General features: G+C 52.0%; 24 protein-coding genes. 13 read left to right on the forward strand and 11 right to left on the reverse strand.

All coding sequences use genetic code 11. The features are described from left to right. Positions 1-509 precede the first annotated feature (509 nt). Together ACYVBJ_RS15830 and ACYVBJ_RS15835 are read right to left on the reverse strand one after the other, a co-directional pair. On the reverse strand, positions 510-1,328 hold the full coding sequence (locus ACYVBJ_RS15830) for an HNH endonuclease (protein ID WP_460983283.1): 819 nt from the start codon (positions 1,326-1,328) through the stop codon (positions 510-512). Between the two features lie 314 nt (positions 1,329-1,642). After that, complete coding sequence (locus ACYVBJ_RS15835) at positions 1,643-2,206, reverse strand: NIF family HAD-type phosphatase (RefSeq protein ID WP_460983284.1); 564 nt, start codon at positions 2,204-2,206, stop codon at positions 1,643-1,645. A 351-nt stretch (positions 2,207-2,557) separates the two neighbouring features. Between ACYVBJ_RS15835 and ACYVBJ_RS15840 the strand changes: the two genes are divergently transcribed. Beyond that, positions 2,558-2,803: a hypothetical protein gene (locus ACYVBJ_RS15840; protein ID WP_460983285.1), complete on the forward strand. Its 246-nt coding sequence runs from the start codon at positions 2,558-2,560 to the stop codon at positions 2,801-2,803. A 15-nt stretch (positions 2,804-2,818) separates the two neighbouring features. Here the strand turns inward: ACYVBJ_RS15840 and ACYVBJ_RS15845 are convergent, their stop codons facing one another. From ACYVBJ_RS15845 to ACYVBJ_RS15855, 3 genes are all read right to left on the reverse strand, one after another. Continuing rightward, positions 2,819-4,831, reverse strand: a complete 2,013-nt coding sequence (locus tag ACYVBJ_RS15845) for an STN and carboxypeptidase regulatory-like domain-containing protein (protein WP_460983286.1) — start codon at positions 4,829-4,831, stop codon at positions 2,819-2,821. A gap of 64 nt (positions 4,832-4,895) precedes the next feature. Beyond that, on the reverse strand, positions 4,896-6,011 hold the full coding sequence (locus ACYVBJ_RS15850; protein WP_460983287.1) for a FecR family protein: 1,116 nt from the start codon (positions 6,009-6,011) through the stop codon (positions 4,896-4,898). Between the two features lie 26 nt (positions 6,012-6,037). Continuing rightward, a complete protein-coding gene (locus ACYVBJ_RS15855) occupies positions 6,038-6,655 on the reverse strand; it encodes an RNA polymerase sigma-70 factor (RefSeq protein WP_460983288.1) in 618 nt (205 codons plus the stop codon). Positions 6,656-6,829: 174 nt separating this feature from the next. Between ACYVBJ_RS15855 and ACYVBJ_RS15860 the strand changes: the two genes are divergently transcribed. Further along, positions 6,830-7,465, forward strand: a complete 636-nt coding sequence (locus ACYVBJ_RS15860; RefSeq protein ID WP_460983289.1) for a hypothetical protein — start codon at positions 6,830-6,832, stop codon at positions 7,463-7,465. 184 nt (positions 7,466-7,649) lie between these two features. Here the strand turns inward: ACYVBJ_RS15860 and ACYVBJ_RS15865 are convergent, their stop codons facing one another. Then, on the reverse strand, positions 7,650-9,170 hold the full coding sequence (locus tag ACYVBJ_RS15865) for a GH3 family acyl-acid amido synthetase (protein WP_460983290.1): 1,521 nt from the start codon (positions 9,168-9,170) through the stop codon (positions 7,650-7,652). A 57-nt stretch (positions 9,171-9,227) separates the two neighbouring features. Next, positions 9,228-9,353, reverse strand: coding sequence for a hypothetical protein (locus ACYVBJ_RS15870; RefSeq protein ID WP_460983291.1), 126 nt, complete (start codon positions 9,351-9,353; stop codon positions 9,228-9,230). A gap of 52 nt (positions 9,354-9,405) precedes the next feature. On the opposite strand from ACYVBJ_RS15870, the gene ACYVBJ_RS15875 reads away from it, so the two are divergent. The 8 genes from ACYVBJ_RS15875 to ACYVBJ_RS15910 all read left to right on the forward strand — a co-directional run bounded on the left by ACYVBJ_RS15875 (position 9,406) and on the right by ACYVBJ_RS15910 (position 16,999). Next, entirely contained in the window at positions 9,406-10,722 is a 1,317-nt protein-coding gene (locus ACYVBJ_RS15875; protein ID WP_460983292.1) for a TolC family protein, read from the forward strand. 88 nt (positions 10,723-10,810) lie between these two features. Then, entirely contained in the window at positions 10,811-11,875 is a 1,065-nt protein-coding gene (locus ACYVBJ_RS15880) for an efflux RND transporter periplasmic adaptor subunit (RefSeq protein WP_460983533.1), read from the forward strand. 82 nt (positions 11,876-11,957) lie between these two features. Continuing rightward, complete coding sequence (locus ACYVBJ_RS15885) at positions 11,958-13,208, forward strand: ABC transporter permease (RefSeq protein ID WP_460983293.1); 1,251 nt, start codon at positions 11,958-11,960, stop codon at positions 13,206-13,208. A gap of 116 nt (positions 13,209-13,324) precedes the next feature. After that, positions 13,325-14,020, forward strand: coding sequence for an ABC transporter ATP-binding protein (locus tag ACYVBJ_RS15890; RefSeq protein WP_460983294.1), 696 nt, complete (start codon positions 13,325-13,327; stop codon positions 14,018-14,020). Positions 14,021-14,065: 45 nt separating this feature from the next. Continuing rightward, entirely contained in the window at positions 14,066-15,145 is a 1,080-nt protein-coding gene (locus ACYVBJ_RS15895; RefSeq protein ID WP_460983295.1) for a sensor histidine kinase, read from the forward strand. Beyond that, positions 15,142-15,909 carry a LytR/AlgR family response regulator transcription factor gene (locus ACYVBJ_RS15900; protein WP_460983296.1) on the forward strand — a complete coding sequence of 256 codons (768 nt, stop codon included), beginning with the start codon at positions 15,142-15,144 and terminating at the stop codon, positions 15,907-15,909. Before ACYVBJ_RS15895 ends, ACYVBJ_RS15900 begins: the two co-directional genes overlap by 4 nt. A gap of 170 nt (positions 15,910-16,079) precedes the next feature. Then, complete coding sequence (locus ACYVBJ_RS15905; RefSeq protein WP_460983297.1) at positions 16,080-16,457, forward strand: spore germination protein GerW family protein; 378 nt, start codon at positions 16,080-16,082, stop codon at positions 16,455-16,457. A gap of 260 nt (positions 16,458-16,717) precedes the next feature. Beyond that, positions 16,718-16,999: a hypothetical protein gene (locus tag ACYVBJ_RS15910; RefSeq protein ID WP_460983298.1), complete on the forward strand. Its 282-nt coding sequence runs from the start codon at positions 16,718-16,720 to the stop codon at positions 16,997-16,999. On the opposite strand, the gene ACYVBJ_RS15915 is transcribed toward ACYVBJ_RS15910, so the two are convergent. The 4 genes from ACYVBJ_RS15915 to ACYVBJ_RS15930 form a co-directional block, all read right to left on the reverse strand. Beyond that, positions 16,996-17,640, reverse strand: coding sequence for an NAD(P)-dependent oxidoreductase (locus ACYVBJ_RS15915; RefSeq protein WP_460983299.1), 645 nt, complete (start codon positions 17,638-17,640; stop codon positions 16,996-16,998). The two genes, ACYVBJ_RS15910 and ACYVBJ_RS15915, sit on opposite strands and share 4 nt — an antisense overlap. Before the next feature lie 57 nt (positions 17,641-17,697). Then, positions 17,698-18,105 carry an RrF2 family transcriptional regulator gene (locus ACYVBJ_RS15920; protein WP_460983300.1) on the reverse strand — a complete coding sequence of 136 codons (408 nt, stop codon included), beginning with the start codon at positions 18,103-18,105 and terminating at the stop codon, positions 17,698-17,700. Positions 18,106-18,222: 117 nt separating this feature from the next. Next, entirely contained in the window at positions 18,223-19,818 is a 1,596-nt protein-coding gene (locus ACYVBJ_RS15925; RefSeq protein WP_460983301.1) for a GNAT family N-acetyltransferase, read from the reverse strand. 140 nt (positions 19,819-19,958) lie between these two features. Next, positions 19,959-20,978 (reverse strand): threonine aldolase family protein, encoded by a 1,020-nt coding sequence (locus ACYVBJ_RS15930; RefSeq protein ID WP_460983302.1) that lies wholly within the window; start codon positions 20,976-20,978, stop codon positions 19,959-19,961. Positions 20,979-21,252: 274 nt separating this feature from the next. Here ACYVBJ_RS15930 and ACYVBJ_RS15935 point away from each other — a divergent pair, with 274 nt between their 5' ends. The 3 genes from ACYVBJ_RS15935 (at position 21,253) to ACYVBJ_RS15945 (ending at position 23,605) form a co-directional block, all read left to right on the forward strand. Then, a complete protein-coding gene (locus tag ACYVBJ_RS15935; RefSeq protein ID WP_460983303.1) occupies positions 21,253-22,230 on the forward strand; it encodes an OmpA family protein in 978 nt (325 codons plus the stop codon). A gap of 70 nt (positions 22,231-22,300) precedes the next feature. Further along, the gene (locus ACYVBJ_RS15940; RefSeq protein ID WP_460983304.1) at positions 22,301-22,795 is read left to right on the forward strand and encodes a hypothetical protein; all 495 of its coding nucleotides are present in this window, start codon (positions 22,301-22,303) and stop codon (positions 22,793-22,795) included. A 69-nt stretch (positions 22,796-22,864) separates the two neighbouring features. After that, positions 22,865-23,605, forward strand: coding sequence for a hypothetical protein (locus ACYVBJ_RS15945; RefSeq protein WP_460983305.1), 741 nt, complete (start codon positions 22,865-22,867; stop codon positions 23,603-23,605). Positions 23,606-23,616 lie beyond the last annotated feature (11 nt).

Raw genomic sequence — 23,616 nt, forward strand, 5'->3', positions numbered from 1 at the left:
TTGGAAGCCCTGACAGAAGCTGTTTTAGAGCAAATCGACACTTTGGGAAAAGATCGGAGATTAGTACAAGCCTTCTTCTACAAAAAGGAGATTGGCTTCTTTACAGGTTAATTCACGCATCAATAAAAAAGCCAGAATTATCCTCATTGCGGCTGGTATTAAATTGTTAAATTCAGTTGGGTATTTACTCGATAAGGGCTTTATTGTGTCCTAAAAATCTGTGAATGAAATCTCCAAACTTAACCAACTCTGGTTTTCGTACTGTTGCCGAATGCGTAAAAGCAACATAAAAAATTTGTCCACGCGGGGCGTTCACCCTGTCGCCGGGACATAAAACTCCGTAACAGCATGAACGATTCACCCAACGACCACAAGGGCTGATGGAGTGGACGCCACTTGCCTGAGCTGACGTAGCTCTGACCTTTCCACCCCCTGCCGGTTGGGCTGCATCGGCTGACTTTGCGGCCCGCTTCCTGTCGCCTGTGAGTTACCCCACGCGGAGCGGACGATTACCTACTCTTATGCTCCTTCATAATTATAGTCGATTTCAACTCTTCAATAGAAGTCTCTTTTCTGCTCCTATTTAGAATTGCGTGACAGTTTGGGCAAACAGGTCTTAGGTCTTTTAATGGATCAACAATATATTGCTTTCCAATTTTAGCAATGCCAGTTAAATGATGGACATGAATGAACCCTTTGCCTAAATCACCGTAAAAGCTTTCAAAATTAAAATTACAAACTGAACAAGAGAGACCGTAATGTTCAATACAAGCTTTTCGGGCGAACGGATTACGCTCGTATTTTGTCTGCATCACCCGATTAGACGTCCCTTCTACAAAAACCTTCTCCTGTTGGGGTAAGGGAGGGATGAATGGATTGTGCCTAATATCTTGCGTTACCAAGAAGTCGAACCAGAGGGCTTCCAACTCATCAACTAGTTCGGGTTTGATTGAAATACCTGATGCTTGTGGTGTCCAATTTTGGGAAGAAAGTTTGCCTGTTTTTAGAAGTTCAAGTGACAAAATAGGTTCTTTGTCTGGATTGAGTAGCGTTTCAAAATCTATATCAACATAAAATGCTTCTCTATTGTCGCCATTCCAGTGCCTGTCAGGAAAAGGTTGTGATGTGACAAAACCTGCTCCAATAATTCCTTTTGGTTCAACTCCAACTCGGATGAGGAAAGCCCTGTCCCCTTCAGTAATCGACTTATTTACCCCACAACTCCAACTTTCAGGACAATTTCCAGTTTCATTAACCTCTGTAATATCATCTTCTAAAGTATCCCAATTCCAACGCTTGGGATTCCAGACGAAAAGGTAAGTTTTCATATAAAATAACTTGTAAGCTTGCTGTCGTTCACGACCTGCCGAGCTATACAAATACCGACGCTCGTAGAGTTTCTTGTGTCGACTGAAAGCCCGACTTGCGAATTTAAGAGTCTATCTGTCAATCAAGTGCGATGTGTCGACCGGAGCCGCCAAACGCGCGTGGCCTAGAAAAACACCCAACGACCATGAGGGTTGATGGATGATAACGCTACGCCCTTGAACAACAAGAACTCCCAACCTTTACACCCTCATTTGGTTGGGCTGCCAACTCTCCTTGGGGACGTGCGGCCTGTCGCAAGACAGCCGCCCTTAACTTAACCAATAGGTGTTGTTTCCACTCGGTTTCGCCAGCCTCGCTTTTCAATACTTCGAACATTTTCTACGGATTTCAGCGTCAGTAAGTAATCAAATAAAGCTGTTAATTCGTTATCATTCTCGTCTCCTAGGTACTCCCTAATGTGAATAGCATTCCCATAATTAGCTCGTGACTTCTCCGGTGAGTCATCCACAATTAGTATTTTCTCCAAACGGAAACCCCGCTTTTTCAACTTGTCCAGACGTTTCTCATAACAGTAAGTATCACGTTCAAAATCGCGCCGGTAGCTGCAACGACTCCGCCCCCAAACGATCAGCAAGTTAATATTGTCGTGCATGATACCTCTAACAATCTCCGTTACGTAATCATCATCTGCTGAACTCCAGATACCAATTGTAAAATGTTCGGCTACATTGGTTAGGAATGACCTAAGGTTAGGGCGCTGATAGATAAAATACTTTTCAAATTTCAAATCACACGGCCTGTTCAATTCATGTTCCGTAGCATGAATGAGGGTTTCGTCTAAATCGAAAATTATCAGTTTGTCAGATTTGTCAATCATAAATCGTTGGCTAAAAGGCTATCCCAATTGGGGTGTTCCCTTTGTCACACGCTACGTGGCGAATGCACTTTTTGCCTGCTCAACCTGGACGATTCTCGTGTCGACCGAAGCCGACCAACGAGCAGAACCGCCTTGTCACAGGACGTAACCCTTGTCGCACGACGCCGACCGCTACGTTATTTTTCAGCCTGTTCGGTTCACCCAACATATTATTGTACGCAAATTTACAGAACTATAATGTTTTGATAATCAACTATATTTGTTTCTGCAAACGGTATATTGAGATAAACGAACTTACATTTAACAAAGAAATCAATTGGTTGTATAACGGCCAAATATAATTAGAGCGAAGTGACTAAACGGTATGTGCGGCTACAAATGAATGTGCTGCGGGCGTGGGATGTTGAAGGCTACCCCGATTACTTCTTCGATGACAAAGGGCAATTTTATCGCTTCACCGCAAGGGGCGATGTCAAACCACTGCGTCGGACGGTCAAGCGGTATACGCAGGGCTATACCCTTAAGAGCCGCTTTTATAGTCTGGCGCAATTGCGGCCTTTATTACGGCGACATGAGCCTGATTCTGCTCTGTGGTGATACTGGTTCACCCCATCAATTGCGGCTGCAGATACGTAGCCCGGCGTGGAAGCCGATCCAGCCCGCGTTGTAGTTGTTCCAGCGGTCGAAGCCTTCTCTGAACATCGGCACCTGAACGGACGTAACGGGTTTCGACACTTCGTTCTGGCTAAAGAACCAGTTGACCGTGGGGCCCACGAATATCGCCAGACCGCGCGACAGCTTTTTCTCCAGACCAATATTCAGGCGGTACAACTGGCTGCCTTCGTCGAAGTAACGCCACTCGGCAGGTAGGCGATAGTTGCCCACTACGTCGAAATTCAGCATCCAGCTACGGCCCAGGTTGGCGGCTGTACCCAGGCCATACCCGAAGCTCCACGATGGGCGTTGATCGCTCTCCAGGCGCGAGCCGGCAGTGAAGATGTTGTAAAAGGCGCGGTGACCGGTCTTGAACGTCAGGTTCACCAGATTCACCTCGTCGGTCGATACCTCCAGGCGTCGGTAGCCGTTTTGCTGAACCCAGCTAAACAACCCAATGGGCGGGTGCTGCGAGTAGGTGGAAATGTTGATTAAGCCGATCTGAGTACCTTTGGTGACCCGATGGGCCGTATTGAAGAAGCCGCTGATCTGCGAGCCTTCCAAGTCTTTGCCCGTTACGTTGAAAAAGCCTGCCACTTGCACTCCGGCCGCTTCGTCGCCCGCTACGTTACCAAATCCGGCCACCTGCGCGCCTTTCAGTCGTTCGCTCGACAGGTTGAAGAAGCCCGCCAGTTGGACGCCATCGGTGCGGTGCGCATTGATGTTGGCAAAACCAGCCACCTGAACGCCTTCGGCATCCTGCTCGACTACATTGGCGAATCCGGCAACCTGCACGGCATCGTTCAAGTGCCCCAGCGTTACGTTGGCAAAGCCGGCAGCTTGTATGCCGTGCAAATCCCCTCCGATGGCGTTGGCGAATCCGGCCACCTGTACGCCCTGCATGTTCCAGCGGACGGCATTGGCGAAACCGGCAGCCTGCACACCGTCGGCCTGCTCACCCACCACGTTACCGAAGCCAGCGACCTGAATCCCACGGACATTGCCGCGAACGCCGTTCAGAAAGCCGCCAACTTCCAGACCCGTATTTCCCAGCGAATAGCCGCCCAGTACGTTGAAAGACATTCGGTTAATGACGCGGGCACTCAGCATGCCGTTCGTACCCACAAAGGGCAGCACGCTGATCTGAACATCGCGGTAGAGCGTATCGCCAACCAGGTTCGCTTCGTGAACTTCGGACTTGGTCGACATAAACCAGTCGGTCAACTTACGTTTGCCACGCTCCCAGGCCGAAATCTTAGGCGTATAGGTCGTGTCGGCCGAGGCAATCAGCACCGGCTGAATGGGCTGCTGAACCGCAATGGCAATCCGGCGCGTGGTGTCGACGGACTGGCGGATGGTCAGCGGTTGAAGGTTTTTGCTCAGTGGAGAGGGCTCCAGGCGAATGTTCAGCGTGTGCGACTGCCGCGACGATACCCGTACGGTCTCCCCGATGTAGTTTTCTTTACGTACCTCCAGCCGAAGGGAAGCCAGTTCGGTGGGCAGCTTGATGCGGTAATAGCCGAAGGGATTGCTGATGGTAGAAGCTAATGTTGTTTTCTCGTAGATACTGGCCTGGCCAATTTTGCGGCCCGTTACTTCGTCCAGAATGTACCCGTCGAGGTAAAAGTTCTTGGGGCGTTCGTCAACTGCGGGTAGTTCGGCCCGTACCAGAATGATGTGATTGCCGCGTGATTTATACGTAACGGCCCCTCTGAAGAGCTGGTTGAGGGCTTCCCGCACGGTGTTGTTCGAAAGACGTAACGAAACAAGGCTACCTTCGCTGATGACCGTTGGACTATACGAAAAGTTAAACTGACCTTCGCGGCTGATAGCGGTCAGCGCTTTATCCAGCCGTTCGTTGCTGATGTTGATGCTGATGGTACGCTCAAGGGGGGGCATGGGTTTGGCCGAGCCGATAAGGGGAAAACTCAGCCAGCTAAAAAAGAGAAGAAAGTATCGATGAAAACGCATAATCGTGGGTGCTTTTGCCGATAAGACAGCTCAGTGAATGGCTCCCCCTATCAAAAGCGTAAAATTATTCCGGGCAGCCTTCCCCGTTGAGTAGCACCTGCTCACCATCCCGGCGTACCTGAAGTCCCAGCGATTCGGCGATTACGTTGAGCACCGTATCCAGGGGTTCGTTGTTGTCGAAGCGAACGGTTAACAGGCAGTTGGCCAGCCGCTCGTCGGCCAGCCGCACGTCAGCTTGATATACGTCATTGACCGTTCCGACAATATCGGCCAGCCGCGCTTTGCTGAACACCAGTTGGCCGGTTCGGTAGGCGAACAGGTTGGGTTCTGCGCGGAGCGTTTTCCGGATCGTATCGGCTTTGCTATCGAAGGTCGCCAGCTCGTTCTTAACCAGGGTTACCTGTTTTCTCTTAGCCGTAAACAAAACTTTACCCGTCCGGACGGCTACGCGCACGTCGTTTTCGTAGGCCCGAACGCTGAACGATGTACCGAGCACCTGCACGGTGGTTTGAGCCGCCTGAATTCGGAACGGCTTTGTTGGGTTAGGCACCACCTCGAAGAAGGCTTCGCCGGTTAACGTTACGTCGCGGCTGTCGTCGGCAAAGGTTTGCGGGTAGTTGAGTCGACTTCCTTTTTTCAGCCAGACTTTAGATCCGTCGGGCAGGGCCTTGACCAGCGTTTGGTTGGCGGAGGCTACCGACAGCTGCGCGACGGGCTCAGTATATTGATTTTGTACCAATAGCCAGCCCAAAACTGATACCAGCAGGATGGTGGCTGCCACCTGCCAGTAGCGCGGAAACCACCGGCTGTCGGTCGGCTGAGTTGGGTGAAGTGGCTTGATGACGGGTTCCTGAACGGTTGGAACCGGTGCTTCAGGGCTGGCGGGTGGGGGAGGGGCAATAGGGATAGCCGAACCCGCCTGCATCCGGCTGCGCATCTTTCGCCAGGCCGCGTCGGCATCAACCGGAGCCGCCTGCTGCTGAGCGGGTTGCTTTAATTGAGCGGTCGTTTCCCAGATCCGCTCGAAGCGTTCAAACTCGCGCTGGTTGGTTTCGTCGGCAGACGCATCGCTCTGGCTAAGCCACAGGCGTACCCGTTCCGACTCGGCTGCGTCGGTTTCTCCGGCCAGATACTTGCCGAGTAAGCGATCATCTATTGGCTGTGGGTAATCGTCCGCCATGTTCTGCCCCCTAACTAATCGTAAAACTATTCATATAAACGCACCCCCAACAGAATCAAGGCTGGCAGGTATTCGGCCAGATCGGTTCGCAGGATACGCAGGGCCTTTCCGATCTGGTTTTCCACCGTTTTGATGGACAGCCCCAGCCGGTCGGCTATTTCTTGGTATTTCAACTCATCGAAGCGGCTCATCATAAAAATAAGCCGACACTGCTCAGGTAACCGCTGAATGGCTTCCTGCAGCCGGTCGGACAGCTCGTTGGCCATCAGCACCTGCACCGGAGCCTCGTACGTCTGCACCAGGTTGGCCTCGACCTGATTCCGGTGTTCGGCCTGAACCGCCAGATGTTTGATGCGATTCAGACACCGGTTGTGCACGGCCCGGTAGAGGTATGACTTCAGCGATGCGTTGATTTCCATGCCGTCGCGTTTCTCCCAAATGGTCATAAACACAGCCTGAACGACCTCTTCAGTGTCGTCCCAATCTTTCAGGAACGAGTAGCCATACTGGCACAAGGGGTTGTAATGCTGCCGGAACACGGCCTCAAAAACCCGCTCGTCGCCACGTTGTATAGCAGCAAGTATTTCCTGATCCGATAGTTGCACGGGGTGGTATAAATGACGTTTCCGGTGCAAATCTATCATACTTCTTCCGTTGAATGTACTCCTGCGACTGTAAGACAACCGAACTGTCGAATCCCCCTATTAAGCGGCAATAATTTTTCATAAAAATAAACGAGGGTGCTGTCCTATGCTGACTGAGGCCTAAACCAACCGCAGCCGAACGGGTTAATCAAGCAGGACATTCGTATTGCCCGTATGCTGCCAGCCAAAATCGATTCGCAAACGCAGGACATTATGCCCGAGCTAGCCCCGTTCGAGACGAACAAGCACATCCCGGCCGTCATCAAAAAGAATGTCTTAACGGCCCTGTCGTTCTATCCGGAGTTAAGCAATACAACCATCCATTTTCTGTTTAAGCAGCGAATTTCGACGTCGGTGATGCAGGCTCAGCCGGTATTTCGAACGCTGCTGCTGGGCCGACCGGACCGGACGTATCGAATCAACATCAGTGCGATGTTCAAACTAACCCATACGGCCATTCCGATTCACCAGCTTCCCGATGAGATCATGATTGGCTGGATTGGCCACGAATTGGGGCATATCATGGATTATGAACGCCGGAGCAACCTGGGGATGGTCGGTTTCGGACTCGGTTACGTTTTCTCGCCCCATTACGTCCGCAAAGTCGAACGTATCGCCGACGGTTTCGCGGTTAGTCATGGCCTGGGGCAATACCTGATCGCCACGAAGCGGTTTATCCTCGACCATGCCGAACTGCCACAGGCTTACAAAGACAAAATAGCCCGGCTCTACGTATCGCCCGAGGAAATCGTTGACCAGGTGAAGAAGCTGGAAGAGGAAAAGCTGGCCAGGCAGAAAGAGGGCTTGTGAGTCGCTTTGGTAAGAATTGCTAACTTTTAAAGGGAAACGAAACCTATCTTTTGTCATCCCGACGCCAGGACCGGGCCGCCGGAGCGGGGATCTTCGGGTGAGGCTGAAAACCTCCAGCTACAGTAGATTCCTCTGGCGTCGGGATGACAAAAATGGGTTTACAAAAATTCGACCTTAAAGCGCCCTACACAAGCCGCTGAACGTACTCCTGAAAGGCCAGAAAATCGTCTTCCTTCATCACTCGGGGAATCTTCGTTTGCCCCCCCAGCTTTTTGTAGTCCTCACTCCAGCGATAAAAACTTTCGACCGGAATCACCTCGGCTTCCACGCCTTTTAGCGATTTCGTGCGGGCTACCTTGTAGTTCTTATTTAAGTCACACAGTTCCTCATCAAGCGCGGCCGCAATCCCCTGATTGTCGACGAGCCGGTTGGCACCCAGAAACCATTTGTTGATGTACTCGCCCTCTTTACGAATGGCCGACACGACAAATTCCTTGATCTCGATATCAAATTGTTTCTGCATGTTCTCCATCGCCTGATTCATCTGAAACACAGAAAGCTGCTCGCCTACTACGTTCAGAAAGTGCTTTGTTCGACCGGTGATTTTAATTTCGGAACGGGGCTTATCAGTGATCATGACCGTATCGCCGATCATATAGCGCCAGGTGCCGGAAACCGTCGAGATCAGCAGCACGTAATCCACATCTTCTTCGGCTTCTTCCAGCGACAGCACCTTGGCATCCTGCCTAACCCGCCCATCCTCGTCCAGGTTGTCGTCGGTAAACGGCACAAATTCGAAGAAAATGCCATTGTCGAGAATCAGGGCCATTGACGAGGTATCGGGTCGTTTCTGCGTGGCCAGATACCCTTCTGAGGTTAGGTACGTATCGATGTAGGTCAGGGGCCGGGCAAGCAGCTTCTCGAAGCTTTTGCGGTACGGGTCGAAGGCTACTCCACCGGACGTGTATACCTGCAGGTTCGGCCAGATGTCGTGGATGGTATTCAGGCGGTTATGCGAAATCACCTCTTTCAGCATCATCTCAACCCAGGACGGAATACCGCTCAGGCTGCCAATATCCCATTTCGGGGCTTCCTGCGCAATCCGGTAGACTTTTTCGTCCCAGTTGGTGATGGATGCAATGTCGACGCCGGGTTTATAATACGTTCGGAACCAGGCCGGAATGTTGGCCGCGCTGATGCCGCTGATTTCGCCTTCTTCGTGGTCATCTTTCTGAATGAGACTGACGCTGCTGCCCAGCATCATGATCTGCTTCCCGAAAAAGTCGGAGGGAAGGTCGAAGTTCGTTAGACTCGCCACCTGCTGGATGCCCGACTGACGAATTGAATCCAGCATATCGTCCGTTACCGGAATGGATTTACTGGTACTGGTGGTGCCGCTGCTGAGCGCAAAATACCGTTGTCCACCGGGCCAGGTTACATTCTGATGCCCTTCCAAGAGGTAATGCCACCAGTCATTGTACAGTTTATCGTAATCGTGGACAGGCACCTCCTGCTGGAAAGCTTTTACAACGTTGTCGCTGCTGAGGATTTTCGTGAAGTTGTGCTTCTTGCCGAAAGCGGTGAGCCGGGCTTTCGTTACCAGTTTTTTTAATTCGTCGTGTTGCGCCTTGGCCGGGTCTGGTTCCGACGTAACAAAGCCATAGACATCAATCGCTTTTTTGATGAATTCGCCAATAACTGACATAGGTAGTTGAGATACGCAGAGAGATACTAGCCAATTAACCAGATCATCGGGCCTTTGTTAGCCTTGTTCGTGCCGACGCGGCCAACCTGATCGAATGGTTACGACCCTGGGTTCGCTTAGCAACGGCTTTGTTATCACCTTGTCGGCTTCACCCGGTTTTTTGGCGGCTTCATAAACAATCATAGCGCTGAAATATACGTGGGGCTGTTGTTTTGAGCGTCCATTCCACGTGACTATGAATCGGTTAGTACTTCTAGGGGCGCTCGGCTACGCACTGGTCGGCAACGCCCAGACGGTGATCCCCACGGTGCAGGAGGCATTGGCGCTGGCCAGACGTAACAATCCTGAGCTGGTGAATGCCCGTCGCAACCGTACCGTACAGGATCAACAGCGAACGGCTATCCGGGCCAACGTATTACCCCAGGCGCGGGTGTATGCCAATCTGGATTATAACTATGCGCTGCCGGTTCAGCTCGTGCCCGCCGAGTTCCTGGGCGGGCGGCCGGGCGAGTTTCGGTCTTTGCGGTTCGGCTTGCCGTGGTACGTAACGGCAACGGGAGAGGTGACGGCCCCCATCGTGAACCGACCCGCCCGCGCCGACCTGGGTATTGTTCATCAGAATCTGCAGCTTATCGACGACCAGAACCTGGTATTGCAGGATGAGATTTCGACGCAGACGGCACGGGTATACCACGCTACGTTACTGACCCGAGCCGCTATCGACATTACCCGGCGTAACCTCTTGGCGGCTGATACCTTAACGCAGATTGCCAGGCAGCGACTCGACAAAGGACAAAGCGAACCATTGGAGTACAATCGAATCCGCTCGGTGCAACTGACCACGGCCGATGTCCTCTATCAGAACGAACTGGCCTACACCCGAAATTTGAATCAGTTAAAACTGCTCCTGGGTCTATCTCCGTCCGATAGCCTGTTGCTGACGGAAAGTCTGGCCACGCGTCCGGTTGAGGGGTTCACCCCGGTTGACGCCATCCCGGCTAACGAACGGCCGCAGATAACGCTCCGCCTGGCGCAGGTCGAACTGTCGAAGCTGCAGTTGAATCGGGAAAAGCTGAGTCGTTGGCCTACCTTGTCGGCTTATGCCCGCTATACACAGCAGGCGCAACGGAATGCGTTTAATTTTCTGAATGTCAGTCAGCCCTGGTATACAATCGGGGTGACGGGCCTGCAGTTCAACCTTCCGATTTATTCGGGCGGGTTGCGGAGCAGCAACATCGCTCGCGCCCGATTACAGTTGAAACTAGATGAAGCGGAACTGGCCTACGAACGAAATCGCCAGCAGGTCGACAATGAGGATGTCCGGAACACCTACAGCCAGGCGGTACGCTCGCTCGATCTGAATCGGCAGAATTACGAAATCAGTACGCAGAACGTTCAGATCGCACTCATCAAGTACCGCTCGGGCCTGTTTGCGTATGACCAGTATCTCAACGTGTTCAACGAAGCGCTGACCGCGCAAAATCGCTACCTCAACAACTTATCGAACGCGTTTATTAACCAGACGATTCTACAGATACGTAATGGAAACTAATGATTATAGCGGCCGTTTCACCAGCGGCCGGATAAATTCAGCCGCTGTCGCAAGTAAATGGACTAGGTATGGTGTATGGCTTCTGGCTATGTCGATTAGTGGTAGCTGCAACCGGGGCAGTGAAGGCGTATCACCAACGTACAAAGCGTTAACTGAAGCCGTTTACGCATCGGGCAATGTATATCCACGTAATGAATATACCGTAACGGCCGATGCCAATGGCGTACTGGAACAACGGCTGGTCAACGAAGGCGATTCAGTTCGGAAGAATCAGCTTCTGTTCGTGCTGGAAAGCGCTTCGGAAGATGCGCGTCGGGCGGCTGCGGCAACGGTTTTTCGGCAGGCGCAGGCGAATCTGCGCGGGAACTCGCCTGTGCTGACTGAGCTGGAGGTGCAGGTACGTAACGCCCGTGTCCGGCAGGCGAATGACTCCGTCAACTACGCTCGATTCAAGGAACTGTACCAGCAAAATGCTACGTCGCGAGCCGAATTGGAACGGGCCGAGCTGAACTACACCGTGTCGCGTAACAACCTGCGGGCGCAGCTCAATACACTGGCCCGCACCCGCGATCAGCTCCGGCTCGATGTAGAAAATAACCGCAGCCAACTCGTAACCACCGAAGTAGCCGGCCGAAATACCCGAATCCGCAGCTTCGTCGACGGCAAGGTGTACGAAGTCTACAAAGATCCGGGTGAGGTCGTGCGACCCGGTGAACAGCTGGCCCTGGTGGGCAGCGGCAGTCGGCTGTATGCGCAGCTGGCGGTCGACGAAAGCGATTTTGGTAAAATTCGGATTGGGCAGTCGGTGGTTATCAAGACCGATGTATACGCCGATAAGGTATTCAACGCCCGCGTCACGAAAGTGTATCCGAAACTCAACCGGACGGACCAGTCATTTCGGGTCGATGCTGAGTTTGTCGGGTCCAAACCCGATTCGTATTACGGCCTGACGGTTGAAGCGAACATCATTATCAGCCAGCGCCAGCGAGTGTTAACCATTCCGAAATCGTACGTAGTCGGCACCGACAGCGTCTGGGTTGAGCAGGACGGAAAAGAGCAAAAGATCAAATTTCAGAAAGGAGCAGAAAACTTCGAGTTAGTTGAGGTAAAAGGCGGCCTTACGGAGAGGGCTAAATTAATTGCGAAAGAGTGAATGAGTGAAAGAGCGAATTGCTCCTAATTACATGCGTCAGCTATTCACTCTTTCACTCATTCGATCATTCACTCTTTGATCCATGAATATTCGCATCGCTACTCAAATTGCACAGACGCACCTGCTGGCCAAGAAACGGCAGACACTCGTGGCTATGCTCGGCGTTACGTTCGGCATCGCTATGTTCATTACGATGATCTCGTTCATGCAGGGCGTCAATCAGTTTCTGGAAGATTCGGCGCTCGATGCCAGTCCGCACGTGCGGATGTATAACGAAGTGAACACCCAGCGACCCAGTTTGATCGAGCAGTTGAATCCGGGTAATTTCAATGTCGTTTACCACCAGAAACCCAAGGACGAGCTAGCCCGGTTAAAGAATGGACTGGCCATGGCCCGGCGTATTGACAAAGAACCCGGTGTGCTGGGCGTGTCGCCACAGGTCGCTACGCAGGTGTTTTACAATAACGGACCTATTCAACTGTCGGGGACCATATCGGGGGTAGAGGTGGAACGCGAGAACCGGCTTTACGATCTGAAATCCCGGTTAAAATCGGGTTCGTTAACGACACTGCAAACCAATCCCGATGGCCTGATTATGGGCGCAACGCTGGCCCGTAAACTCAACGTCCGGACGGGCGATAAAGTGACAGTGACCACGCCGGGGGGCGGCACGCGCATTCTGCGTATCGTGGGCACCTTCGGGTTTGGTGTCGGTACGGTCGATAACACCAAGAGTTACGCCAACCTGTCGACGGTGCAGGAAATCCTGCAAAAAGACCCAAGTTACATCACGGATATCCACGTCAAGATGATCGACCCCTTGCAGGCGATCCCGTTCAGCCGGAAGCTGCGGGCTGAGTATGGTTATTATACCGAAGACTGGGCCACGGCCAATCAGGCAATTCTGGCGGGGGAGAAGATTCGGAACATGCTCACCTACGTCGTGTCGATTACGTTGCTGGTTGTAGCGGGGTTCGGTATCTACAACATCATGAACATGACGGTCATTAACAAAATCAAAGACATCGCCATACTGAAAGCGACCGGTTTTGATGGGAAAGACGTAGTCGCTATTTTTCTGTTGCAGGCTGTGTTTATCGGCCTGTCGGGTGGATTAATCGGGCTGGGTATTGGCTTCCTGCTGAGTTATCTGCTGTCGGTAACTCCCTTCGACGCGGGCGATTTTTTAAGTATCAAAACGTTTCCGGTCATCTTCCGGGCCAGGTACTACGTAATGGGGCTTCTGTTCGGTGTAATCACTACGGTACTGGCCGGGTATTTCCCCTCGAAGAAAGCCTCGCAGATTGATCCGGTGGCCATTTTAAGAGGGTGAATCTAAGTTGTGAAGTTGCAGGGGCCTACAGTTATAGAGTTTACTGACAAACGCCTGCAACGCCATCAAGTGGTTAACTAGACAACTGTATAACACATACAACTTTAGAACTTCTCATGCCTGCTGTTCTGAAAGCCAATCACGTCAACAAATACTTCTACGACCCGGAGAAGTTCCAGGTCTTGAACGACATTACGTTCGACGTACAGAAAGGCGAGTTTCTATCGATTGTTGGCAAATCGGGCTGCGGCAAATCAACGCTGCTGTATCTGCTCTCGACGATGGATACCGACTACGAAGGAGAGATTGAAATGGCCGGTACGTCGCTGCGGGGACGTAGTCAGGATTTTCTGGCGCATTTTCGCAACGAACATCTGGGCTTTGTGTTCCAGTTTCATTTTCTGCTGCCTGAGTTCACTACCTTGCAGAACGTAATGCTGCCGGGCCTGAAGCTCGGTAAGTATCCGGAGAAAGAAGTGGAAGAGCGGGCGATGGAAAAGCTGCGGTTGATCGGTATGGCCGATTACGCCCGTAAGCCAGCCAGTAAGCTATCGGGCGGGCAGCAGCAGCGGGTCGCCATTGCCCGAGCGCTTATCAATGAGCCGACGATCATCATGGGCGACGAACCGACGGGTAATCTGGATAAAGCGAATACCGAAAATGTGTTCGAGATCTTTCAGGAGCTGGCCAGCAAAGGGCAAACCATAATTGCCGTTACGCACGACCCCGATTTTGCGGCTGGCACGAATCGCGTCATCGAAATGTCCGATGGAATGATCATCAATCAGCATAAAAATAGGAATCTTGCGTAACGGACGTCTGGATATACCCTTCAATCTTACCAAACCCCGTCAGCCATGAAAATACGGTTTGTCAAAAAAGTGGAGTTGGCCTTTCTCTACATATCCTTACTGGGAATTTTTGGGCGTGAATGGGTGATGCCTGGCATAAGCTGGCAACGTCAGGTTCTTCTGTTTGCTATAACAATGCTGATGCTGAATGTTATCTGGATATTCCATTATTGGTATAATGACTATCTGGATCGGCATTTGCCGTTTGAACGAAGCGTCCGCTGGCGAATCATAGCGCAATCCGTGGGGAGTTGGGCGATTGTAAAAACAGCACTGGTTTGCTGTGGTCTGCTGGTTATTGATTACATCATCCCGGCACTGTCCGATGTCGTGAACCGACTGACAATCATCACAATTAGTATTGGCACCTTCTTCGCTAACGTTGTCATTAGTTTGGGGTTCATTGCCAGCCAATTGTTTCAACGCTGGCAAGCCAACCTGGTTCGGGCGGCCCGGCTTGAGAAAGAAAAATCGCAGGTGCAGTACGACAACCTGAAAAACCAGCTTAATCCGCATTTTCTGTTTAATAGTCTGTCGTCGCTGGATGGGCTGATTGACGAAGACCCGGTCTTGGCGCGCAGGTTTTTGCAGCAACTCTCCCGGGTATTTCGATACGTATTACAGCATAAGGAGAAAGAACTGGTTCCCCTGGATACGGAGCTGACATTTATCCGAAACTACGTATCGCTGCTCAAAACGCGCTTTGATGGGTCGCTGGACGTTGTTTTTTGCGTGGCGGATGAAGCACTGGACCAGGCAGTTGTGCCCGTGACGCTGCAAATTCTGATCGAAAACGCGATCAAGCACAACACCATCAACGAGGCAAAACCGCTAACGATTCGCATCTCCGCAGCCGACGGCTACCTGACGGTGGAGAACCCAATCCAGCGCAAACGGCAGGTCTCGACCTCGAACGGACAAGGACTGAGTAATCTGAAAATGCTGTATCAGTATCTGAGCCCAGTGCCGGTCACTGTTTCCGATACAGAGCAGTTTACGGTCCGGATCCCCTTAGTATCGCTGGAGGTTACCCGGATTGCCGAACGTAACGCTGTTGAACCATTGTCTGCTGCGGAACCCGTATGACTATCCTGTTGATTGAAGATGAACCGGTGGTGGGCCGACAACTCGAAAAGCTGGTGCGTCAGCTGGAGCCGCAGGCCATTATTGATGGACCACTGGCGAGCGTTGAAACCGTTTGCGCGTATCTGAGTAGTCATCCGTCACCTGACCTGATCATTTCCGATATCCAGTTGTCTGACGGGGTGAGCTTCGATGTATTCAGTAAGCTGGCCATATCCTGCCCGATCATCTTCACCACTGCCTACGACGAATATGCCATTCGTGCGTTTAAGCTGAATAGCCTCGATTATCTGTTAAAGCCGATTGATCCCGACGAGCTGCGGGTGGCGTTGAGCAAGTTTCACCGCTGGCAGCCCGACGGTGCTGATTTTCAGCAGCAGTTCCGGGAGTTTTTGACCGATATGGTTGGTCAGCAGACGCAGAAAACCTACAAACGTCGATTTACGGCCCACCAGTTACGTCAGATTATTTCGGTGCCTCAGGAGCAGGTAAGCTGTTTTTGCCGCGATGAACTGATTTTTCTGCACACCCTGATCGGGCAAAAGCTCGTGACCGATTACGCGACGTTAGACGAACTGGAAGAGTTGGTCGACCCTAATGTGTTCTTCCGGGCGAATCGGCAGTACCTGGTTCACCTCGACGCGATCACGGGCTATCAGCCGCACTACAGCGGAAAGCTGTTACTGACGTTACGTCAGACAAATCCACCGGAAATCACGATCAGCAAAGAAAAAGCGTCCCTGTTCAAGAGGTGGTTTGAAGAATGAAAAGTTGTCCGCAACCTCATTATCAGGGTTGGTAAAAAGGGCTATACTACGTACTACACACTCAATATTGACTGACAATCGGTTCAGATCAGCGTTTAGGTAATGCAGATAAGCAGTCAGTGAACCTGACGGATCTGATGTATCAACCATGAACTGTTACTGTCGTTAATATGAGTCAATCAAACGCCCAGCAATTCCTTCAGTCACTATTAGATCGGCTAACGAGTCAGGCAACCGTGCAGAAGGTCTACGGCGAGCCAATCGTATCGGGGGATAAAACCGTCATTCCCGTGGCCAAAGTAATTCTAAGCTTTGGCGGTGGTTACGGAGAGGGTAAAGGAGCAACCAAAAAAGGGTCAGTTAATGCTGCCGACAGTGGCCAGGGCGAAGGCGGTGGGGTCGGTGGTGGCCTTATCGTCGAGCCAGCGGGCTTTGTCGAAATTACACCGGCACGTACCCGTTACGTGCCGGTGCGAACCGGCCGTTACGTAGCGATTGGGGTTGCGCTGGGCTTAATGTTAAGTAAGGTGCTCAGCCGACGGCGGTAGAGCCGCACTAAAAACCGGGTAAACAAACGGGTTGGAAACTGGCCGGTTCGCGCCGGTTCGATGAGAAGTTAAAGGGTAATGAGTTGGTGCTTCGCGAGAGTCGGCACGCAGCGACGAGGTTGGTACGTTCGCTTGCAGATATTAGCGAACGTACTGGTTCAGATCAAGACTTGCGCGGTTCGCCAGGCCTATATTGCCTTGTGCGATTGGTCAGTCTGAAAAGGGGTTGACTCGCTCCGCGAACTTAACCTCATCGATCTATGGTACCAACAAGGCCTATTGATCACGGCCGTTTCGCGGTCGGCTTTCAAGCAGTCCGTCGGCATGTTACGTCGTCACGGAACACTGTCACGGATTGGTTCGCCCCCGGCGATTTCGACCTGAATAGCTTCGACATGGTGCTGACCCGTAAAACCGTAACGAATTACAACCTCAGCTCGAATCGACCGTACATTACCCGAACCTACGCCGGGGTGATGTACGGTCGATACAATACGTCGACGGATAATTACGCATGTACCCTTGATTCGCGCTGGCGTTAATAGCCAATCGTGAAGCGTTGCCGGATGAACGTTGGCGTTTCGAGTTCATTTACCAGAGCAACGGCCAGATCGTCGACTGAAATCGTCGACTCGCCTTTGTCGTTAAAAACGGGCTGGTCGGTACCGATTCGGAAGGTGCCGGTACGTTCGCCGGGTTGCAGCATGATAGCCGGGCTCAGGAACGTCCAGTCTAATTCGGTATTCTGACGTAACAGATTCAGATAATCGCGGGCCGAGGTAGCGCCGGTTTTCCAGGCAGCCGGAAACTCGGGCGTATCAACCAATTGCACACCCGGCGCTATTTCCAGACTTCCGGCACCACCTACCACCAGCAACCGCTTCACACCCGCTTGCTGCGTCGCTTGTTCGATGAGCCTGGATGCTTTCAGGAAGTCATCGTACAGGTTTGGATTATCCCAACCGGCATTATAGGCGCTCAGTACGGCATCATGCCCCGATAAGGCCGTGGTTAAGGCTGCTTCGTCAAAGACGTCGACTGCTTTAACCGTAAGGTTTGGGTTGCTGGCGGTGATTTTCTCGGGATGGCGGACAATTGCCGTTACGGCATGGCCCCGCTGTAAGGCTTCGCTGAGCAGTGTTGAGCCGACAAATCCGGATGCTCCAATGATCGCTACGTTCATGGTTGAATTGATTAAAGAAATTTGTAATAAAAAATGTTACAGTTATGCGTAAAAAAATTAATTGAACTTTCTACTGAAGTCTTCCAAAGTACGGGTACCAAGTTTTTGGATTAACGCTTCTTCCACGTCATTGTACAGGCCGTCGAGATGACGATTGATCTGCTTACCGACCGGACAGTCTGGGTTTGGGCTGTTCCTGGCCGTTCCTAAGAACGATCCCTGGCGGGTGGCCTGGAAAACATCAGATAACCGAATCTGCGAAGCTGATTTGGCTAACATCGCGCCCCCGTTCTTTCCTTCCCGGCTAATTATCAGCCCGTGATTACGAAGGTTGCTGATTTCCTTACGAACCAACACCGGATTGATATTTATACTACCCGCTAAATAATCGGACGTTAACCATTCGCCTTTGCTTTGTTCAAGCAAGGTCAGGATGTGCAGCGATATGGCAAAACGGCCGTTCATTACTGTAATAACCAACGTTACAGTAAAAAGGTTGCGAACTTTGTAAAAAATAAGCCCGAAGAGCAGGCTCTTCGGGCCGGGGGCTAATTGGAATCTCTGGAAAAAGGCAGACTATACTTAACTGACAACAATCAGCGGAGCTACTTCTTCCGGATCATTATCGGGAGAGTCTTTCTTCTTTTTCAGCGCTTTTCGGGCCGTTTTCTTCAGCGTTACGTCGTACAGATCGGTTCGGCGGTCTTTCATTACCTGCACTGATCCGTGTTCATGCAGCTCTTTCAGCAAGCTCAAATCGACATCGGCAATCAACACCATTTCGGTGTTCGGCGTAGCCTCCGCTTTTACCGCGTTCGTTGGAAACTGGAAGTCCGAAGGCGTGAACACGGCAGACTGCGCAAAGTTGATGTCCATGTTGTGAACCTTCGGGAGGTTGCCGACACAGCCCGAAATCGCTACGTAGCATTCGTTTTCGATGGCCCGGGCCTGCGCGCAGTGCCGTACCCGCGAGTACCCATTCTGGGTATCGGTCAGGAACGGAACAAACAGAATCTGCATGCCCTGCTGGGCCAGGATCCGGCTGAGTTCGGGGAATTCGACGTCGTAGCAGATGAGCATACCGATCTTGCCGCAGTCGGTGTCGAACGCCCGAATTTCGTTGCCGCCTACCATGCCGTAGTGACGTACTTCGTTGGGCGTGATGTGAATTTTGCGAAACTCCTCGTACGAACCATCGCGCCGACAGAGGTACGCTACGTTGTATAGTTTTCCTTCCTCGTCGACCAGCGGCATCGAACCGCCCACGATATTTACGTTATACGAAATCGCCAGTTCACAGAGTTTTTCACGTACCGGCACCGTAAAGTCGGCTAACTTCCGAATGGCGACCGGCTCGGGCAGATCGTTGAAATCCGCCATCAGGGGCGTATTGAAGAACTCCGGCAAGACCATGAAGTCAGCGCGGTAGTCGCTGACGGCGTTGGCGAAGAACTCGACCTGATCCAGAAACGACGCGAGATTTTTAAACAGTCGCATTTGCCACTGAATCACGCCCAGCCGGATAATCGAATCGGTATGCGGTTTTTTATCCTTCTCGTCGACGTAGTAGATGTTGATCCACTCGAGCAAGGTCGCGTATTCTTTCGACTCCGTGTCGCCGGGCAGATACCCACGGAGGACTTTTCGGACGTGGAAATCGTTGGAAAGCTGGAAGGTAAGCGTCGGATCGTAAATTTCCTTCTGCTTCACCTTCGCAATGTATTCGCGGGGCGTCAGTTCATTGGCGAATTTATTGTAATTCGGAATCCGGCCACCCGCCAGAATCCCCTTCAGGTTCAACTGCTCGCACAACTCTTTCCGGGCATCATACAGACGCCGACCAAGCCGCAGGTCGCGGAAATCGGGATGAACAAACACTTCAATGCCATAGAGATAATCGCCGTCGTCGCTGTGCGTGCGGAAGGTGTAATTGCCCGTGATCTCTTCATAGGTATGATTGTCGCCGAAATCACTGTATTTAACCCGAATAGCGAGCGCAATAGCGACAACTTTACCATCGACCTCAACGCAAAGCTGACCTTCTGGAAAAAGGTTGAGCAGTTTATTGATCGAGCTTTTAGACCAGTAATCTCCGCCAATGCCACTATATACTTCTATCATCGTCTCTTTGAGATCGTGATAGTCTTCTTTTTGTAAAGTTCGTGTTTGAATATGCATAAATCATTGGTTGTTCAGACCGGGATTTCGTATACAATAAAAGCAACATAGGTATGAGTTAAACTCAACCGTTTTATTGGACCAAATCCATTAAGGGCTTTTACTCAAAGAGCAAAATCTTATAAATCCATTTAATCCTCTCAATCCCGGTTCAGACGGTTCTCCAGTTCCGCGATGAGCTCATCGGTCAGGTCAAGGTGCGTAACAAAACGCACTAAATGCTTGCCAAATGTGACGCTGCGGATGCCCTTCGCTTCTAACTGAGCAACATAATCAACGGCCAAGAGGTTTGTCGGGAGCCGGAAAATCACAATATTCGTGTCAATGGGCAGAATCTCTTCGACTTCCGGCAGGCGTTCGAGCATGGCCCCGATTCTGCGGGCGCGGAGGTGATCGATCTTCAGCCGATCGACGTGATGATCGAGGGCATAGATGCCCGCTGCGGCCAGAAAGCCCGCCTGCCGCCAGCCGCCCCCCATGAGCTTACGGAAACGGCGGGCCTGACGAATGAAATCAGCTTTGCCCAGCAGCAGTGAACCCACCGGACAGCCTAACCCTTTGGAAAGACAAATGCTGATGGAGTCGAATAATTGCCCGTACGATTCCGTCGGTTCACCGGTTTCGACAAGGGCATTGAAGAGCCGGGCTCCGTCGAGATGAAGGAGTAAGCCATGTTCATCGCATACCTGCCGAATGGCCGCAATCTCAGGGACTGTATAATAACAGCCACCCCCTTTGTTGACCGTATTCTCGAGCACCACCAGCCGCGAGAGCGGTTTGTGCGGGTCGGCGGGACTGTAGATGTATTCGCGTATAAGATCAGGGGTTAGCTTTCCCCGCTCACCATGCGCCAGGCTGGCCGAGGCCAGTGCATTAACCGATATGCCACCGCCTTCGTATTGATACACGTGCGACAGATAATCGCAGATTACATCGTCGCCGGGGCGGCAATGGGTACGGATGGCGAGTTGATTGGTCATAGTGCCCGATGCGCAGAACAAAGCGGCCTCCGTGTTGAACATGGCCGCTGCTTTCGCTTCGAGTTCGTTAACAGTAGGGTCATCGCCCAGCACATCATCGCCGAGCTTAGCCGAAAACATTGCCTCGCGCATGGCGGGCGTAGGTTGCGTAACGGTGTCGCTACGAAGGTCAATTACCATACAAAAGAACAGGCTGGGAGTGGCCTGCGTGTCTACGTTCAGGTTTTATTCAAACTGCAATTTACGGACATTGATCGGCTTACACGTTAGCCGCTGCCTGGTTTCTGAAGGCGGATGTGACCTAATTGCCTTCGGTTTAAACCGGGTTTTTACGAAAACCGGGTTTAAACGTTGAAACTCTTGTATTTATACCGCTTACCTGTATTTTTGGAGCACCTTTGTTTGGCTTTCCAGCAACTAGGTGCCCTTTTGCCCTGGCCTAAACGTTTTCCGTATGTTCGCCAATAAGACCCCGTGGATTGTACTTCTGGCACTGTGGATGATTGGTTCTACCTGGTGGCACGTCTGTAAAATCAAGCAGTTATGCATCAATGACGTGCACCCACCAGCGCAAACTTCCGTGCCGGAAACACCTCCCGCAGCCGATGGCTACACCATTGCCGACGGTACGCTGTTTCGCCTGGACTTACCCGGCAATTTCAGCTTTGCCCGATCGGGTGCGAATGCCAATCTGAACACGTTGGGCGGTTCGCTGGAACCCGTGGTTAACTACCTCAAAGCCAATCCCGGCCGGACGCTCGCCATTACAGGCTATTACCTGCCAACCGAACGTAACGCTACGACCTTCACGGACCTGGGGCGCGCCCGCGCCGAAGGCATCAGACAGTATTTTGTCCAGCAGGGCATTCCGGCTTCGGCAATCACGATTACAGGTCAGGAACGTAGCCTGCCCTCTAAACCGGGCAGCGATTCGATCTACGGCGGAATCCGGTTTGCGTTTTCCGGAGCCATACCGCCACCTGCTCCTCCGATCCCTGCAACGGATTCAGCCACGACAACTTTGGCGGTTCCATTAACCCTGGCCGCGGGCATAACCGAGACCGAACTGGCTGCGGCCCAGAAGTTCAAGTCTGTTTTTGAGCCAATTGACCTGTACTTTCCGCTCGCCGAAGCGAATTATATCAGAACGGCCGAAACGCAGAAATTTCTTGCGGAAGCCGCTAAGTACCTGGCTGAACACAAAGACAAAACGTTGTTGGTAACGGGCTATACCGACAATTCGGGGCCCGATGAGGTTAACCTTCGACTCTCCCGTGACCGGGCCAACGAGGTGAAACACCGGTTGCGCCAGTCCGGAATCGAGCCCGGCCAGATTGTAGTAGAAGCGAAAGGGGAAGCCGAACCCAAAGCTTCAAACGATACGCGCGAAGGACGTAAAGCCAATCGGCGGGTATCTGTCGTGGTTCAATAGCCGGATGTGTAGTCGTTGCGGCTGGTAACGGCCGGAAACGTAATCAGAAACCGATTAATTGCTGTCAGTTATGTTTGATATGAATCCCCTTAACCTACCCGATGCCCAGTGGCAGCAATTGATAATGCTCTTCGTTGCTGGTGCGCTGGGATGTATCATTGGTTACTTGTCCAGACAAAGCCTGATCCGCCAGCTGGAGGGAGATTTAGCCAGCACGGAACGGGAGCTGACCGATTGCCTTCGGGTGCCAGTAGCCTCCGGAGGGCCAGTGTCCAGCAATGAAGAAGCCGTTTTGAACCGAATTCGCAGCCGGGCGCGGGAAATTGACTTTACGCGCATTGGCCATGCCTCGGCCACCGAAGCCGACGATCTGAAAATCATTGTCGGCGTTGGCCCGTTTCTGGAAAAGAAACTGAACGCCGTGGGTATCTATACGTTCCGACAGATCGCGAATTTCAGCGAAGAGGACACCGAGCGGGTAAATGACGTTATCGAATTCTTTCCCGGGCGAATCCAGCGCGACGATTGGGTGGGACAGGCGGCCCGATTGGTGAAACAAAAATAAGTGTAGGCCGACAGGCAATCTATAACCAGACGTGCCCTCGGCGACATACCTATAAACTTAACTTGTATCATGTTTGGATTAGATCCGTTTAGTCGTCCGGTTGCTATTGGCGAAATCGTCCTCTTGCTGGCTTTTGCTGCCCTGGTAGGGTGGGTGCTGGGGCGGTTGGTACGTACCGGGCGTGTCAATGCGTTGCGGTCAGCCATCGAACAGAAAGAAACCGAACTGGAAGCCTGCCGCCGGGATAAAGCGGCCGGTCAGTCGTCGGTCGTAGCCGGACGCAGACACGAATCTGCGCGACCGGAAGCCAGCGTTGACAACGCATCGTCGTACGTAGCGGCCGATCCACTGTTGCCCGCCCTTGACCCCGACGATACGCCCGATCTGATTGTGGGAGAGTTGCCAGATAAGCTCGACAACCCAGCCAGGGTAGCCACTGATTCCATTCCGCAGACTCCGCCGATCCTGATGCCTTCCAGCAGCACGGGAGCTACCTCCATTAGCAACTCAGAGGCTGCGGTACTAAGTCGAATTGCGGCTCGTGCTGGTGAGCTCAACTTCGACCGGATTGGCCGGGCAACAGCCACCGAAGCCGATGATCTGAAAGATATTGTGGGCATAGGTCCCTTCCTCGAACGGAAGCTGCATAGTCTGGGAATTTACACCTTCCGGCAGGTTGCCAACTTTACGAAAGAAGACATTAACAAGGTAAACGAGATTATCGAATTTTTTCCCGGCCGCATTGAGCGCGACAACTGGGTGGAACAGTCGAAAGCCTTCCACGAACGTAAGTACGGTGCCAGAACGTAATGGATTCTGAT

The organism is Spirosoma fluminis (assembly GCF_054778895.1).

Excerpts from the sequence above, each read along its gene's own strand:
- ACYVBJ_RS15830 (WP_460983283.1), bottom strand. The coding sequence starts at position 1,328 with ATGAAAACTTACCTTTTCGTCTGGAATCCCAAGCGTTGGAATTGGGAT.
- ACYVBJ_RS15835 (WP_460983284.1), bottom strand. The coding sequence starts at position 2,206 with ATGATTGACAAATCTGACAAACTGATAATTTTCGATTTAGACGAAACC.
- ACYVBJ_RS15845 (WP_460983286.1), bottom strand. The coding sequence starts at position 4,831 with ATGCGTTTTCATCGATACTTTCTTCTCTTTTTTAGCTGGCTGAGTTTT.
- ACYVBJ_RS15850 (WP_460983287.1), bottom strand. The coding sequence starts at position 6,011 with ATGGCGGACGATTACCCACAGCCAATAGATGATCGCTTACTCGGCAAG.
- ACYVBJ_RS15855 (WP_460983288.1), bottom strand. The coding sequence starts at position 6,655 with ATGATAGATTTGCACCGGAAACGTCATTTATACCACCCCGTGCAACTA.
- ACYVBJ_RS15860 (WP_460983289.1), top strand. The coding sequence starts at position 6,830 with ATGCTGCCAGCCAAAATCGATTCGCAAACGCAGGACATTATGCCCGAG.
- ACYVBJ_RS15865 (WP_460983290.1), bottom strand. The coding sequence starts at position 9,170 with ATGTCAGTTATTGGCGAATTCATCAAAAAAGCGATTGATGTCTATGGC.
- ACYVBJ_RS15870 (WP_460983291.1), bottom strand. The coding sequence starts at position 9,353 with ATGATTGTTTATGAAGCCGCCAAAAAACCGGGTGAAGCCGACAAGGTG.
- ACYVBJ_RS15875 (WP_460983292.1), top strand. The coding sequence starts at position 9,406 with ATGAATCGGTTAGTACTTCTAGGGGCGCTCGGCTACGCACTGGTCGGC.
- ACYVBJ_RS15880 (WP_460983533.1), top strand. The coding sequence starts at position 10,811 with ATGTCGATTAGTGGTAGCTGCAACCGGGGCAGTGAAGGCGTATCACCA.
- ACYVBJ_RS15885 (WP_460983293.1), top strand. The coding sequence starts at position 11,958 with ATGAATATTCGCATCGCTACTCAAATTGCACAGACGCACCTGCTGGCC.
- ACYVBJ_RS15890 (WP_460983294.1), top strand. The coding sequence starts at position 13,325 with ATGCCTGCTGTTCTGAAAGCCAATCACGTCAACAAATACTTCTACGAC.
- ACYVBJ_RS15895 (WP_460983295.1), top strand. The coding sequence starts at position 14,066 with ATGAAAATACGGTTTGTCAAAAAAGTGGAGTTGGCCTTTCTCTACATA.
- ACYVBJ_RS15900 (WP_460983296.1), top strand. The coding sequence starts at position 15,142 with ATGACTATCCTGTTGATTGAAGATGAACCGGTGGTGGGCCGACAACTC.
- ACYVBJ_RS15905 (WP_460983297.1), top strand. The coding sequence starts at position 16,080 with ATGAGTCAATCAAACGCCCAGCAATTCCTTCAGTCACTATTAGATCGG.
- ACYVBJ_RS15910 (WP_460983298.1), top strand. The coding sequence starts at position 16,718 with ATGGTACCAACAAGGCCTATTGATCACGGCCGTTTCGCGGTCGGCTTT.
- ACYVBJ_RS15915 (WP_460983299.1), bottom strand. The coding sequence starts at position 17,640 with ATGAACGTAGCGATCATTGGAGCATCCGGATTTGTCGGCTCAACACTG.
- ACYVBJ_RS15920 (WP_460983300.1), bottom strand. The coding sequence starts at position 18,105 with ATGAACGGCCGTTTTGCCATATCGCTGCACATCCTGACCTTGCTTGAA.
- ACYVBJ_RS15925 (WP_460983301.1), bottom strand. The coding sequence starts at position 19,818 with ATGCATATTCAAACACGAACTTTACAAAAAGAAGACTATCACGATCTC.
- ACYVBJ_RS15930 (WP_460983302.1), bottom strand. The coding sequence starts at position 20,978 with ATGGTAATTGACCTTCGTAGCGACACCGTTACGCAACCTACGCCCGCC.
- ACYVBJ_RS15935 (WP_460983303.1), top strand. The coding sequence starts at position 21,253 with ATGTTCGCCAATAAGACCCCGTGGATTGTACTTCTGGCACTGTGGATG.
- ACYVBJ_RS15940 (WP_460983304.1), top strand. The coding sequence starts at position 22,301 with ATGTTTGATATGAATCCCCTTAACCTACCCGATGCCCAGTGGCAGCAA.
- ACYVBJ_RS15945 (WP_460983305.1), top strand. The coding sequence starts at position 22,865 with ATGTTTGGATTAGATCCGTTTAGTCGTCCGGTTGCTATTGGCGAAATC.